The sequence below is a fragment of the Spirosoma luteolum genome (assembly GCF_054778875.1).
Genome location: NZ_BAAGZE010000008.1, coordinates 411,046 through 425,485 on the forward strand (window position 1 = coordinate 411,046; position 14,440 = coordinate 425,485).

General features: G+C 59.9%; 14 protein-coding genes. 5 read left to right on the forward strand and 9 right to left on the reverse strand.

The window, feature by feature from the left end:
- Positions 1-103: 103 nt before the first annotated feature.
- Entirely contained in the window at positions 104-541 is a 438-nt protein-coding gene (gene mce / locus ACYVAC_RS15620) for a methylmalonyl-CoA epimerase (RefSeq protein ID WP_461098679.1), read from the reverse strand.
- 81 nt (positions 542-622) lie between these two features.
- On the opposite strand from mce, the gene ACYVAC_RS15625 reads away from it, so the two are divergent.
- Positions 623-949 carry a HesB/IscA family protein gene (locus ACYVAC_RS15625; RefSeq protein ID WP_461098680.1) on the forward strand — a complete coding sequence of 109 codons (327 nt, stop codon included), beginning with the start codon at positions 623-625 and terminating at the stop codon, positions 947-949.
- A gap of 77 nt (positions 950-1,026) precedes the next feature.
- Complete coding sequence (locus tag ACYVAC_RS15630) at positions 1,027-1,590, forward strand: acyl-CoA thioesterase (RefSeq protein ID WP_461098681.1); 564 nt, start codon at positions 1,027-1,029, stop codon at positions 1,588-1,590.
- Here the strand turns inward: ACYVAC_RS15630 and ACYVAC_RS15635 are convergent.
- Positions 1,583-2,089, reverse strand: a complete 507-nt coding sequence (locus ACYVAC_RS15635; RefSeq protein ID WP_461098682.1) for a GNAT family N-acetyltransferase — start codon at positions 2,087-2,089, stop codon at positions 1,583-1,585. The two genes, ACYVAC_RS15630 and ACYVAC_RS15635, sit on opposite strands and share 8 nt — an antisense overlap.
- Positions 2,086-2,871 (reverse strand): SDR family NAD(P)-dependent oxidoreductase, encoded by a 786-nt coding sequence (locus tag ACYVAC_RS15640; protein WP_461098683.1) that lies wholly within the window; start codon positions 2,869-2,871, stop codon positions 2,086-2,088. The genes ACYVAC_RS15635 and ACYVAC_RS15640 overlap by 4 nt, the downstream gene beginning before the upstream one ends.
- Positions 2,872-2,987: 116 nt before the next feature.
- On the opposite strand from ACYVAC_RS15640, the gene ACYVAC_RS15645 reads away from it, so the two are divergent.
- Positions 2,988-4,718, forward strand: coding sequence for a DUF885 family protein (locus tag ACYVAC_RS15645; RefSeq protein ID WP_461098684.1), 1,731 nt, complete (start codon positions 2,988-2,990; stop codon positions 4,716-4,718).
- A 56-nt stretch (positions 4,719-4,774) separates the two neighbouring features.
- Here ACYVAC_RS15645 and ACYVAC_RS15650 read toward each other — a convergent pair whose 3' ends face one another.
- From ACYVAC_RS15650 to ACYVAC_RS15660, 3 genes are read right to left on the reverse strand one after another with little or no spacing between them, the layout of a single operon-like run.
- Positions 4,775-5,482, reverse strand: a complete 708-nt coding sequence (locus ACYVAC_RS15650; protein WP_461098685.1) for a pirin family protein — start codon at positions 5,480-5,482, stop codon at positions 4,775-4,777.
- Positions 5,482-6,114, reverse strand: coding sequence for a hypothetical protein (locus ACYVAC_RS15655; RefSeq protein WP_461098686.1), 633 nt, complete (start codon positions 6,112-6,114; stop codon positions 5,482-5,484). The genes ACYVAC_RS15650 and ACYVAC_RS15655 overlap by 1 nt, the downstream gene beginning before the upstream one ends.
- A gap of 29 nt (positions 6,115-6,143) precedes the next feature.
- A complete protein-coding gene (locus ACYVAC_RS15660; protein ID WP_461098687.1) occupies positions 6,144-6,896 on the reverse strand; it encodes a dioxygenase family protein in 753 nt (250 codons plus the stop codon).
- Positions 6,897-7,120: 224 nt separating this feature from the next.
- Between ACYVAC_RS15660 and pnuC the strand changes: the two genes are divergently transcribed.
- A complete protein-coding gene (pnuC, locus tag ACYVAC_RS15665; protein WP_461098688.1) occupies positions 7,121-7,801 on the forward strand; it encodes a nicotinamide riboside transporter PnuC in 681 nt (226 codons plus the stop codon).
- 190 nt (positions 7,802-7,991) lie between these two features.
- Positions 7,992-8,300: an isoamylase early set domain-containing protein gene (locus ACYVAC_RS15670; RefSeq protein ID WP_461098689.1), complete on the forward strand. Its 309-nt coding sequence runs from the start codon at positions 7,992-7,994 to the stop codon at positions 8,298-8,300.
- 84 nt (positions 8,301-8,384) lie between these two features.
- On the opposite strand, the gene ACYVAC_RS15675 is transcribed toward ACYVAC_RS15670, so the two are convergent.
- From ACYVAC_RS15675 to ACYVAC_RS15685, 3 genes are all read right to left on the reverse strand, one after another.
- Complete coding sequence (locus ACYVAC_RS15675; RefSeq protein WP_461098690.1) at positions 8,385-9,317, reverse strand: hydroxypyruvate isomerase family protein; 933 nt, start codon at positions 9,315-9,317, stop codon at positions 8,385-8,387.
- 34 nt (positions 9,318-9,351) lie between these two features.
- Entirely contained in the window at positions 9,352-12,456 is a 3,105-nt protein-coding gene (locus tag ACYVAC_RS15680) for a PVC-type heme-binding CxxCH protein (RefSeq protein ID WP_461098691.1), read from the reverse strand.
- Between the two features lie 167 nt (positions 12,457-12,623).
- Positions 12,624-14,336, reverse strand: coding sequence for a GMC oxidoreductase (locus ACYVAC_RS15685; protein ID WP_461098692.1), 1,713 nt, complete (start codon positions 14,334-14,336; stop codon positions 12,624-12,626).
- Positions 14,337-14,440: the final 104 nt, after the last annotated feature.

Below are 14,440 nucleotides of genomic sequence, written 5' to 3' on the forward strand. Positions count from 1 at the left end.
CTTCTCTGTAAACGGGTTTCGGCCCCAATTAGTTGAATATTGCCCAAATCGGCCCGATTGAGGGGCTGCCCGGGCTCTCCGGCTGCGGGAGAGGCCATCGCGGCTACGCAGTACGCTCAGTGTCAGCCGGGTCGGGGGCGGGCCGCTCCTGACACAGCTCGATCAGCACGCCGTTGGTGCCTTTGGGGTGCAGAAAACACACTAGTTTATTGTCGGCACCGGGCTTGGGCGTTTCGTTGAGCAGCGTGAACCCCTCGGCTTTGAGCCGCGCCATTTCGGCCACGATATCGTCGACCTCGACGGCCAGGTGATGAATGCCTTCGCCCTTCTTCTCCAGGAAGGTGGCAATGGGGCTGTCGGGGCGGGTGGCCTCCAGCAGTTCGATCTTGGTCTGGTTGATCCGGAAAAACGAGGTTGTTACGCCCTCCGTCGCTACGGCTTCCTGTTTGTAGGGAGCCACGTTAAGGAGGCTGGTAAACAGCGCATTGGCCTGGTTCAGATCGCGAACGGCAATGCCGATGTGTTCAAGGTTGGTAAGCATAGGGGTAGTAAAGAACTTTTCCGACGGGCCGAAAGTTAACAGGTCAGCGTCGAATCGCACTCCGTTGGCGCGCCGATCACCATGGTTACTGTATCTGAAATCGCCAAAGATAAAATCATTGAACTCCGCCAGAAGGAGGGTCACACCGCCGATTACGCCATTCGCGTAGCCGTGCAGGGTGGCGGTTGCTCGGGTCTGATGTATGACCTGCAGTTCGACACCGCGCAACAACCCACCGACCATGTGGTCGAGGATAAAGGCATCAAAATTCTGGTCGATCGCAAAAGCCTGCTGTACCTGGCCGGCACTGAACTCGACTTTTCGGATGGCCTGAACGGCAAGGGGTTTCAGTTCAAAAACCCCAACGCCAGCCGCACCTGCGGTTGTGGCGAAAGTTTTGCCGTATAATCGGGCCCGCCCTATATGTTTGCAGAAGCACCGTTTATCGACGGTGCTTTTTTTTGTCTCTGCTAACAGCCCACCTTATGGCCGCACTCCCCAAACCCGTTTCGCACTCCCGCACCACGCTGACCGAACTGATGATTCCGGCCTATGCCAACTTCGGCGGTAAAATTCACGGGGGCATTCTGCTGTCGCTCATGGACAAGGTGGCATATGCCTGCGCGGCCAAGCACGCTGGTCACTACTGCGTAACGGTCTCGGTCGATGGGGTTAACTTCCGGCAGCCGGTCGAGGTGGGCGAGCTGGTATCGCTGCTGGCGTCGGTCAACTACGTCGGGCGTACCTCGCTCGTCATCGGCATCAAGGTGATTGCCGAAAACGTGAAGACGGGCGTGGTGAAACATACCAACACCTCGTATTTCACGATGGTGGCCAAAGACGACAGCGACCAGCCCACCGAAGTACCCGCCCTGCTGCTCGAGTCGGCCGACGATGCCCGGCGGTTTCTGGAAGCCATGAAACGCAAGGAACTGCGCCAGGCGTCGAGCGAACACTTCGATAATGCCAAGAACGCGCTACAACTGTTCGACAACCTCGATCAGCTGCAGGGCGAGCGCTGCGTGCTGGGGTCGGCGCTGCTCACCTGAGCACCCGCTCCCACCACAGCATTTCCTCCAGCCGGTCGAACAGGTGAAAGTCGTTTTTCTCGAGCACCCGCTGCGAGGCCACGTTCTCGCAGTGCGTATCGGCCGTAATGCGTCGAATGTCGGGCTGCGTACGGGCCCAGTCGACGAGGCCGCCGACCATTTCGGTCATGTACCCTTTACGCTGCCGGGCCGGATAGGTGCCGTACCCGATCTCGACGGTGCCGGTTTCGTCGGGTTCCCCCTTGAACTTGGCATCGGCCACGATCTGCTGCCGCTCCCGGTCGATACCCACCCAAATAGTATGATAGAGCGGATCGTTGGCGGGGTCCTGCAGCCGCGGAATGGTGTAGTGCCGGATAATGCTCAGCAGCGGCTCAGCTACGTCGCGCGGGCCGGTTTTGAGCCCCATGGCGCGTTCGAGCTGGTGACTGTCGGCAATGTGCAGCCGCAGTTGCGGCAGGGTCAGCGGCACCAGCGTCAGGCGGAGGGTGGCGATCATGGCTCCTGTCCTTCGCTCACACTCCAGCCGCCATCGATGGTCAGGATCTGCCCGGTGGTGAAGCGCGACTGATCGGACAGAAAATACACCGCTGCGCCATCGAGGTCGTCGGGTTGCCCGATACGCCCGCCGTCGAGGGGCTGCTTGGTTTTGATAAACGACATGATGGCGTCGTCGTTGACGGCCCGCTGCGACATGGCCGTCTCGACCAGCGACGGGGCCACCATGTTGACCCGTATGTTCTGCGGAGCGTAATAGGCCGCTACTGATTTCACGAACCCCACAATGGCCGATTTGGCCGCGGCATAGGCATGGGTAGCAAAGTAGGTGGGCGAGGGCGACTGCCCCAGCACGGAGCCCATGTTCAGAATGGAACCGCCTGTACCCTGCGCCTGAAAAGCCCGCACGGCCGCCTGGTTCGACAGCATCAGGCCCGTCAGGTTCAGGTTGAGCGTGTACTGCCAGCCTTCGAGCGTGAGGTCGTGCAGCGGTCCATCGCCAAAGCGCCGGCCACTCCCGCCCGCCACGTGATACAGTCCGTCGAAGCCCCCGAATATCTGCTGGCAGAGCGAAATGGCTTTGGTGGCCGTTTGGGGGTCCGACGCATCGCCCGACAGGGCCAGCCCGTTGCCATCCAGCAACTGCTCGGCAGCCGCGCCATTTTCGGGATTACGCCCCACCACAACCACCTGCGCACCTTCGCGTACGAAAGCCGTAGCCGCCGATAGTCCCATGCCGGTGGTGCCGCCAATCACCACTATTTTTTTATCCGTTAACCACATTTAGGTAAGCGTGCCTTTTTTGTTTGGCCGGTAAGAAACGAAATTGCTGACCAACGGTCAACGATCGACCCAAATACCGATTGTCTGACCAGCCTCACCAACCTGTCTGACAGCCCATGAACCTACTGTTTACCTGCCTTGGGCTCCTGCTCGCGGCTGCCCCGCTATGTGCCCAGCCCGCCCCCGCCCCCATCAGTTACGAAACCAGCGCCGTTCACCCGCTGCTGGTGCAGTTCGAAGCCGACCGGGGTAGCCTGAGCCGCTTCTATACCGTCGACAACTCGCCCGAACGCCGGGAGCGGTTTCGCCAGCTGCGCACCGACTACCTCACCCGACTGCAGGCGCTGCCCTTCGACCAGCTGAATACCGATAGCCGGGTCGACTACCTGCTGTTTCAGCGCAACCTCCGCAACGACCTGCGGCAGCTGGAACAGGAAGCCCGCGAAATGGAGCAGATCAAACCCTGGTTTCCCTTTGCCGACAAGCTCTACGCCATGGAGAAAGCGCGCCGGCGCGGGGCCGTACCCGACGCCCGGCAAATGGCCGCCGACCTGACCGCCATTGCCGAACAGGTCGAATCCAGCCGCCAGCAGGTTGGTAAGCTGGGCACCATCGAACCGGCCCTGGCCCGGCGCGCCAACCGCACTGCCAACGGCCTCAAAAATGCCCTCGAATCGGTGTTTGCCTTCTACAATGAGTACGACCCCCAGTTTACGTGGTGGGTCCCCAAACCCTACCAGCGCGTCGACAGCCTGCTGGCCGACTATGCCACCCTGTTTGGCCGGCGCGCCCGGCGCTCATCGGGCGCCAAACCCGACAGCAGTGGCATTGTGGGCGTGGCGGTGGGCCGCGATGAACTGGTACGGCAGCTGCAGTTCGAGCTGATTCCGTATTCGCCCGATGAGCTGATTCAGATTGCCAACCGCGAATTTGCCTGGTGCGACCGCGAACTGCTGAAGGCCTCGCGCGAGATGGGCTTTGGCGATAACTGGAAAGCGGCCCAGGAGAAAGTAAAGAATACCTACGTGGAGCCGGGCCACCAGCCCGAAACCATCCTGCGGCTCTACAACGAATCGATCGATTTTCTGAAAAAAAATGATCTGATTACCATTCCGCCGATTGCCGAAGAAACCTGGCGCATGAGCATGATGTCGCCCGAGCGGCAGCTGGTGAATCCGTTTTTTCTGGGGGGCGAAGAAATCATTATCTCCTACCCCACCAGCGGCATGACCGAGCGCGACAAGCTGATGAGCATGCGCGGCAACAACCCCCATTTTTCGCGCGCCACCGTTCACCATGAGCTGATTGCGGGCCACCACCTGGAGTTTTTCATGAACAGCCGCTACAAAACCTACCGCAACTTCGACACCCCGTTCTGGATCGAAGGGTGGTCGCTGTACTGGGAAATGCTGCTCTGGGATAAGGGCTTTCCGCAAACGCCCGAAGACCGGATCGGGATGCTGTTCTGGCGGATGCACCGCTGCGCCCGCATTATTTTCTCGCTCAACTACCACCTCGGCAACTGGTCGCCCCAGCAGTGCATCGACTTTCTGGTCGATCGGGTGGGCTTCGAGCGGGCCAATGCCGAGGGCGAGGTGCGCCGGTCGTTTGTGGGGGGCTACCCGCCCCTCTACCAGCTGGCTTACATGACGGGCGGTTTTCAGTTCTACGCGCTGCAGAAGGAACTGGTGGGGTCGGGCAAAATGACCAACAAACAGTTTCACGATGCGGTGATGCACCTCAATGCCATGCCCGTGGAGATGATTCGCGCCATTCTGACCAACCAGCCGCTCACCCGCGACTACCAGACCAGCTGGCGGTTCTATCCCCTCGACGGCCGCAAGTAACGGCAACAGCCCCCGCCCAGACAGGGCGGGGGCTGTTCATTCCGGGTCAGGCGCGGCTAGCAGGCCAGATCGAGCAGAAGCAGCATGGCCCCTTCCGACAGCGCTTCGAACGGCACCTCGCCGTCGGGCGGCCGGGTCAGCGACAGGCCATCGCGGGCGTGCAGCAACCGGTTGGCCACTTCAAACGCGCCCTGTAGTACAAACACAAACACCTGCCCGCTCCGGCCGGCGGTTGGTTGCAGCCGGTAGGTAGTCTCCTGCCGCCCCCCGTACCGCCCTATGTAGACCTGGGTGGGACTGTCGGTGCCCAGCAGGGGGAGCAATTGGTTAGGCTGCGTCAGGTCGAAGGTCTGTACGGTCAATGCCGGCCGGCCGGGCCGGGGTGCTGCCCGTAACCCCAGCTGCAGCAGGCTGATGGTTTCGGTATCGTACGGATTGCTTACGGTACAGGCGTCACCGGCGCCGAGGGCCAGCACCCCCAGCTGGCCCGGCTCCAGAAAACCCGTCCCGGCGGCTTCGGTCTGGTAGGCCAGTCCGCCGGTCAGTGGCAGCAGCAGGATATCCGTAGCGTCATCGACCCGACTGGTCAGGCTGGCACCGGCCAGCAGGGCATCGTCGCTGAGCAGCTCCAGCGGCCCGTACGGCTCACGGCCTTCGGCGCGGTACGTCTCCGCATTGAACGTATGGTAGCGCCGGTACCCGGCCGATTCGACCGTGCCCCGCCCATCGGCAAGGTAAATCCGGGCCTCCGTCTGTGTGTCCATTATAGGGTTGTGGTCGGGCTAGTCTGGCGCGACCCGGTCTGGTAAGATTCCGGCTGGATTGACCCGGTCTGGATTGACCCGGTCTGGCGCGACCCGGTCTGGATTGACCCGGTCTGGCGCGACCCGGTCTGATACGTCCAGATGCTCAGCTGCGAATCCAGTGTCAGCAGGTGCGTGCTGATGAACTGCCCGGCCTGCAGCGCAGGCTGCTGGTCGGCGGTGGCCAGCAGCAACTGATCGCCAATGGTGTCGAGCCACAGTAGCGGATCGCTGTAGAACACAATGGCAATCCGATGCGCATCGGACCGGTGCAGGTGCGACGCCAGCACCTCAAATGTAAACTCGGTGAAGGGCACCCAGCGGCTACCCAGGCTATCGACCACATCGGGCAGGCGCTGATCGAGCTGTTTCAGGTAGCCCACAGCCGCCCGGCTGGTCAGGTAGTGCAGTTTGTCGGCACCGGGCACCTGGGCCAGCAGTTCGGCCAGCGTCTGGTACTGCCCGGCCAGATCGTAGCGCTGCGCCTGCATGTACAGTTCCCGGTACGTTTCGTCAAACACGGTCCGGTCCCAGGCGGCCGTAGCCGATGCGTCGATCACTTTGCGATACGCCAGCCGAATCAATCGGTTCATCCCTAGTTCAGTTACGGTCGGCAGATTGATCAGGCGCTGACAACGATCGTATGCGTCAGGGTGTAGCCAGCCGAAAGGCTGCCCGACACCGTGGCCAGTTCGGTCGCGTAGGAATCCGAAAACACATTATCCCGCTCGTTCTTCGTGTCCTGCGCGCCTTTGGTGTAGCCATACGACTGCCCGGTGGTATAGACTGTGTTGGTAGTGTCGTAGGGAAACGCGATCTGGGTAACGAGGAGCGACTTGCCGGCTGCGTTGTAGATATGTACGTGGATGTGCGGAGCCCGGCCGGAGTACCAGCCCGGAAAAATCGACGTAAACGAAACCAGTCCATTGGCATCGCTTGTTTGCCGGCCCCGCAGAAAATCGACGTTCTGAAAGTTTACACTCTGCATGCCCGATCCGCCGTACTCCGAGTAGTAGCCGTCTTTGTCGCAGTGCCACACATCGACCAGGGCACCGGCCAGCGCGGCACAGCTGTTATTGTTGTTTTTAATGGTGATGTTCATGGTGAAAGCCACCCCAGTACGGTCGTCACGTATATCCTTACGAACGAAGCTGGCCGGCACCTTGGTTGGAAAGGGGCCTTCGGTTTCCGACGGGCTCACCGTACAGTTGCTGGCCGAACTGCCGTTGGTCGAACCGGTCGATGTGGTTGGTGTGGTCGTGGTGGTCGTTACCGGATCGACACTGCTTTTCGAGCAGCCTTCCAGTACGGGTACGATGGCTGCCATGCCCAGAATGCTGCCAAATCCACGCTTCAGAAATTCCTTACGTTCCATGTTTTTGCTTGTCCAGTTGGTTACCTGATTGCCCAGTTACTCTCCTTAACGCGGCACCGGGTAGCCACCGTTGCAACCGCCGGCGACTTGTCGGTAAAAGCCGGCAATGTGTCGGTCAATAGGGTGTTGGGCCGGGTATCGGGCTGCTGTGGCAAAAACTTCGGATATTGCCGGTCCGGGCCCGTGGTAACGGCCCCGACTGCTGACCTAAAGCCGCTGTCTGCGTGACCCAGTTTTTCGACATTCATTCCATTCTGTTTACCGTCTGGGGGTACTCCATGAGCTACCTCGAATTTTTCGGCGTTGTGTCGGGGGGCGCGGCCACGTGGCTGGCCGCCAGGGCCAACGTCTGGAGCTGGCCCATCGGAGCGGCCAGCGTTATTCTTTTTTTCTTTCTGTTCTACCAGATTCAGCTGTACCCCGACATGTTTCTGCAGGTGTTTTTCTGCATCACCAACCTCTACGGCTGGTGGCGCTGGACCCACCCCGCCCCCGTCGAAGCCGACCGGCGCAACGAGCTGCGCATCACGCGCCTGACCGGCCGGCCCCTGGTGGGTATGCTGCTGGGCGGTGGCGTGGCGACGCTGGCCCTGGGCACGCTGGCCCAGAACCTGCACACCTGGTTTCCAATCCTGTTCAGCAAACCCAGCGCTTTCCCCTACCTCGACTCGTTCACAACCGTCATGAGCATCATCGGCACGTTCATGATGATTCAGAAAAAACTCGAATGCTGGTGGGTCTGGCTCGTAATCGACCTCATCAGTACGTACATCTATTTCGTAAAGGGCGTGAAGCTCGTCGGCATCGAATACGCCGTGTTCTGTCTGATTGCGTTTCAGGGGGCCTGGCACTGGACCCGCGAATACCGCGCCTACCCCGCTCAAACCACCGAACCAATAGGCTAAGCAGTGCCAGCCCATACCCTGCCGGCTATCGGCCTGTCTTTTAGCACCTTACCGGCCGGCCGTTACAAGTATAAAACAAGATACATAGATTATAACTATTTAAAGAAAAAATACCTATAACCACCTGATAATTATGACTTTATTTTTATTGTGATATAATTTTGCAGCACAAACCAAACTTAAACGTCGTATGGCAATTGCCAAACAATACCTGAAAAGTAAGCCTGTTGCTAAAGTAACGTTCGAGCTGCCGGCCGAAGCGGTGAATGGCGCTAAGACGGTCGCCGTTGCGGGTGAATTCAATGGTTGGGATGCGAGTGCACAAATCCTGAAGAAGCAAAAAGACGGTTCGTACAAAACCACGGTCGAGCTGCCCGTAGGCAGTGAATATCAGTACCGCTACATCCTCGATGGCACGACGTGGGAAAACGACTGGGCCGCCGACAAGTACGTTGCCAGTGGTATTTCGGCCGATGAAAATTCGGTTGTTGTGCTGTAAGACACAAAAACAGGTGCTGTAGTAACCGGCCTGAAACCGATGACTACAGCACCTGCGATTCTTGTTGCGAATGGGTCGGGCCCGTCAGATCATGAAGTTGTCGGACTCCTGATAGGCTTTGATAACGGCCATCTCGCCCTCTTTGCCCGGCATCGAATTGCCGTGCTCCATGCCAAAGATAAACTCGCGGTTTTCGGCTTTGGCGCGTTTGTAGATCTGCTTGAAAATACCCCTGTAATTTATCTCGCCCGTGGTTGGCTCCTTCCGGCCCGGGTTGTCGCCGATCTGGAAATAAGCAATCTCATTCCAGGTCCAGTCGATGTTGTTCAGCACATTGCCTTCGTTTTTCTGCATGTGGTAGATATCGTACAGCAGCTTGCACGATTTGCTGTTGACACCCCGGCAGATTTCGTACGTCTGGTCGGACGTGCGCAGAAACAGGTTAGGCGTGTCGCTCAGCGGCTCCAGCACCATGGTCAGACCGGCGGGCTCCAGAATGTCGGCGCCCCGGCGCAGGGCATCGATCACATGCCCCGTCTGCACCCCGATCGGTAGCCGACGCTCAAAGTCGCCCGGCACCACCGTTGTCCATTTGGCGTTGACACGCTTGGCCGTTTCAACTGCTTTCCGGCAGCCATTCAGAAAAATATCGATGTACTCGGGTTTGCCGGCAGCCAGCGTATTGGCCCCGTTGCCACCCTTGTCGAGCACAAAAACGCCCATCGTGATGCCCAGTCGGGCCATTTCACGCCCCATTTTTTCCTGCATCGCCACATCGCGTCCCATCATGCCGTTGTCTTCAAAGGCCGTGAAGCCCATATCGGCCATGAATTTGAGCTGGTCGATGGGGTCTTTGCCGGCGCTGTTCTCAAACATACCCAGGTGGGGGGCGTATTTGAGCTTAAAGGAATTTTTGGCCAGCTGGGTTGGCTGGGCGTGCCAGTTGTCGGGCACAACGCTACTGGTGAAGGCTGCGGCCAGGCCGGCGGTCGATTTAACGAAACTGCGTCGTTGCATTGAGTCGAATTTAGGAAGAGGGAACGATACGTTTTTATTTCTTTTTCAGGGTGGCCAGATACTCGACCAGATCGACCAGCTGCTGCGTGGTCATGGCTTCCTGCAGGCCCGAGGGCATCATCGATGTTTCGCTCATGGTCATCGACACCACATCGGCCATCTTGTATTGCTGGGTAACGCCCCCCGGAAACTTCATCTGCAGGTCGGTTTCGGTTTTGCTCGATACGATGCCGGTCAGCGTGCTGCCGTCCTTGAACTTTACCGCCCAGGTTTCGTAGCCAAAACTGATGCCCGCGTCGGGGTGCAGAATGGCCAGGTACTGCCCTTCTTTCGGGAGTTTAGAGCCGATTTCCGAGAGCTTGGGGCCGAAGTCCATGCCGTCGCCGTTGACCTGATGACAGATCGAGCAGTTGGTTTTGAAAACGGCCACACCCCGACCGGGATCGCCGGTCATCGCCAGCAGTTCGCCAATGGCGGGCAGCTTTTTGCCTTCGGTGCTCTGCCCGCCGTCGAGGTAGCTGGCCGCTTTGGTACGGATCTGCTTCCGCCAGTCGTTGCTCACCCCCTGTACGGCTGCTTTGCGGTAGTCGCCGTTGATGGCTCCCGATTCGAGCAGGGCCAGTACCAGATCGGCCCCGTCGGTACTGCCGCCCAGGGCGCGGGTAGCGGCCATGCGCAGACTTGTCGGATACTGATCGCCGGTGGCCACCTGTTTCAGAATGGTCAGGGCGTCTTTGCTGCCCACCCACCGAAGCGCCGTTACCATCTGCGTGGCGGCATCGGCATTGGCGCCGTTGATCGTGGTCATGATCAGACCGTGGCCCTGCTGCCGCAGCAGCTGCCGGGCGGCATCGCGGCCCATCCCTTCGGTGCTTTTGGCCAGCGCCAGTTTATGGAGCCGATTATTTTCAGTAGCCGGTTCGTAGCGGGCCACAAGCTCCAGGTACTCGGGCTGGCCGTAGGTCTGCTCCATCAGGGTAGCCAGGGCCGATTGAGCCACTGTATTCTGCCGCACAAAAGCGGGGTCGAGGTGGCGCAGCGCCAGACGCGTCACGTCAGCCGAGCCGGTGTTGGCTTGTAGCAGGGCCAGCAGCGCCTGCGACTTTTCGGTAGCACCGGGGTTGAAGTCGAAGGCGCGGAAGTAGCGGAGTCGGGCCGTCAGGTCGGTGCTGGGGTCGCCCGCTAGTTTGGCCAGCATCGGGACCGACGCGCGGGTACGCGCCCGCCACACAATGTCGCGGCCGGCCGCCGTAGCGGTTGGATCGGCACCGGTCTGGCTGGCCCAGGCCGCGTAGAAGCGATCCCAGTTGCCCTCGGCGCCGATGCCCAGCGCTTCCAGATACCAGCGATCCTGCCCATCGTGCCGGCTGGCCAGCTGCGCCCACAGGCCCGGAGCCTCGGCCGCCTGACTGCCGCGCAGCGCAATGGCACACTCGCGCCGTACCTGCGGATCGGCATCGTTCACCGCTTTCTTTACTGCAGCCAGTGCCGATGCCGGACCCAGCTGACGGGCGGCCCGGATGGCCGTAATGCGCAGGTCGGCATCGGTACTGCCCAGTGCAGCATCGACGTATTTCTGACCATGGGGCCCTTTGCTCAGCAGCCACAGCGCCCGCGCCTGCATCCGGCTGTCGGAACTGTTTTTGTAGAAAGAAGCCAGGGCTTTTTCGGCTTTGGCACCCAGCCCGTGCAGGTGTTGCCAGGCGGCATAGCGAACGCTCATGTTGGGGCTCTGCAGGGCATCGATGGCCCCGGCGGTAGTCGTCAGATCGACCGCCGGAACCGTGTAGGGCGTGTTGCGGGGTGCTACCCGATACACCCGCCCCCGGCTCTGATCGCCGGCCTGATGCCCGCCCACGCCCGGATCGTACCAGTCGGCAATAATCAGTGAACCATCGGGGGCTACGCAGATATCGGCCGGCCGGAACCACTGATCGCGCGCGCCTTCAAGCAGGTTGACAAGGGTGGCCGAATAGCCCGCCCCGGCTTTGGTCACCGGGTATGACCGGACCACATTGGGGCCAGCATCGCAGTGAATGACCTGGTTGCGGAATACATCGGGCAGCAGCTTGCCCTCATACACAATGATACCCGTTGGCGAGCCAGCCCCCGTCTGGAGCAGGTTGGGCACCGCTCCCGGATCGTTGAGGTGCCAGTGCCGGCGCGGAATATCTTTTTCCAGATTGGTGCGGTTGGCCTGCCAGCCCGCCCCCGTCAGCTCATCGGTATAGCCGTAGTTACCATACTCCATGACGTAGTTGATCCGCACGCCCTTGTTCCCATCGTCGTCGTTGTCCGACTGCCAGAGCGTGCCATACGAATCGACCGCCACCTCGTAGTTGTTGCGGAAGTTCTGGCCCAGCATCTCCACGTTTTTGCCATCGGGATCGCAGCGGAACACCATACCCTGCCGGAAATTCTGCCGGTTGATGGCCTTGCCGGTGGCGATGTCGATAACGGGCTGTTTGTTTTTGTCGAGCAGCTGTCCGCCCTCGTTCCCGAAGTTGAAATACCATTTACCGTCGGGGCCGAATACAAAGGTGTGCATGCCATGGTCGTGTTGTTCCCCTCCGACGCCGGTAAAGAGCAGCTCTTTGCGGTCGGCTTTGTCGTCGCCGTTGTCGTCGGTCAGCACCCAGACATTCGGGCTGTCGGACACGATAACGCGGTTGCCCTGCACCCAGATACCGAGGGGCGATTCGATGTCGGGGCCCTGGTAGAACACCTTGGTTACGTCGGCCCGACCGTCGTGATTCTGATCGTCCAGAATAATGATGCGATCGCCCTCAGGGCGGGTAGGGTTGCCGTTGATGGCGGGCCGGTAGTTATAGGCTTCGCACACCCACACCCGGCCCCGTGCATCGACGTCGATATCGGTGGGGTTGGTGAGCATGGGCTCGGCGGCAAACAAGCTCGCTTCGAGCCCGGGTGCAACATTCAGACTGCCCACCGCATACTTCGGGTCGTGGGTATCGTCGGCCGATAGTCCGGCAAACAGCCGGTTCAGGTAATCACCCGACGCCTGGTTGAGGCTCCGGTTCTGGTAGGCCCCCATCAGCGCGGTACTCACGGCCAGACCGGCCGCAACAACCACGGCCGTTGGACGACCGAAGCGAGAAAACGTTTTTTTTGAGATCATGACGCGGTAGTTGCCGACAGCGGGTCAGGCTATATGCTACTAAAGTGCCGACTTTGCTAAACTTTACCTATCCGGCCGCGGCAACCGGGCAGGCCAACAGAAACGGGTGACCACGGCCCTACTGGCCACAGTCACCCGAATCGGCAGAGCCAGCTGTGGCCGGCCTGTTAGATATTCCGCTTTTTCATTTCTTTCACGGCAAAATCGACCGCGCGGGCCGTCAGGGCCATGTAGGTGAGCGACGGGTTTACACACGATGCCGACGTCATGCAGGCGCCGTCGGTGACAAACACGTTCTTGACGCCGTGGACCTGGTTGTTGCCGTTGAGCACCGACGTTTTGGGGTCGCGACCCATCCGGGCGGTACCCATCTCGTGGATGGCCATACCCGGATACGATCCGTTGTCGTAGCCACGTACGTTTTTAAGGCCCGACGCTTCGAGCATTTCTTTGGCGTCGTTCTGCATATCGACGCGCATTTTCTTCTCGTTCTCCTTGAATTCAGCGTCGAACACCACCAGCGGCATACCCCATTTGTCTTTAGCCGTTTTGTCGAGAAACATCCGGTTTTCGTGGTATGGCAGCGTTTCGCCGAAGCCGCTCAGGCCCATGGTCCAGGGGCCGGGCTTGGTCATGTCTTCCTTGTAATCGGCCCCGAACGACAGTTCGGCAATTTCGCGCTGCCAGTTCTGCCGGCTGCCGCTACCCTGGTAGCCGAAGCCCCGCAGGTAATCGCGCTTGTCGTTGCCGATGTTGCGGTAGCGCGGCACGTAAATACCGTTGGCCCGGCGCCCCACGTAGTATTTGTCGAGGTCGCCTTCCCAGACGCCCGATGCACCCGTACGGAAGTGGTGGTCCATGAGGTTGTGGCCCAGCTCACCCGAGTCGTTACCGAACCCATTGGGGAACCGGTGCGACGTGGAGTTGAGCAGAATGGCCGTTGTGCCGAGTGCACTGCCACACACGAACACCAGCTTGGCGAAATACTCGCGCTCCTGCAGCGTCACGGCGTCGACCACGCGCACGCCCGAAGCCCGCTGGGTTTTCTCGTCGTAGATCAGGTTGGTCACCACCGAGTCGGGACGCAGCGTGAGTCGGCCGGTTTTGGCGGCATAGGGCAGCGTACACGACTGGGTACTGAAATACGCGCCGTAGGGGCAGCCCATGGCGCAGCGGTTGCGGTACTGGCAGGCAGCCCGGCCAATGCCCATCTGGGCCTGCGTGGCTTTGGAGAGGTTGGCCACCCGACCAATGGTCATGGTGCGCCCGGGGAAGTTTTTCTCGATCCGTTTGCGCACTTCTTTCTCCACGCAGTACATCTCCATGGGCGGCAGAAAGTCGCTGTCGGGTAGCTGGGGCAGGTTCAGGGCTTCGCCCGAGATGCCTACTACTTTTTCGACGTAGCTGTACCAGGGGGCCACGTCTTTGTAGCGAATGGGCCAGTCAATGGCAATGCCGTCTTTAAGGTTGGCCTCGAAGTCGATATCGCTGAGCCGGTACGACTGCCGCCCCCACATGATCGATTTCCCCCCCACGATGTTTGGCCGATACCAGTCGAACCGTTTCTCCTCCTTGTAGAGCGAGTCGGTATCTTTCATCCAGTAGGTTTCGGTGTTTTCGTTGTATGGGTAGTCGCGCATCAGCTTCGGGTGCGACTCCTTCTGCGCCATCGTGAGCCGACCATTGTACTTGGTCTCCCAGGGGTCTTTAGTGGCGTTGGGATAGCCCGAGATGTGCTCGAGCTGATGCCCTTTTTCGAGCATCAGTACCCGTAGCCCTTTCTCGGTCAGTTCTTTGGAGGCCCAGCCCCCGGTTACCCCCGAGCCGATAACAATCGCATCGTAGGTTTGTTCCTTTATAGAGTCAATGTTGAGATACATGCGTTTTCTGATTGAAAAGTCGGAGCATTTGAAAAAGCGGGGGTGTGCCCGTCAGCGGCTACATCTATCCTTTGTGCTTAAGCAGGCGCGCCTGCTGGCAGATG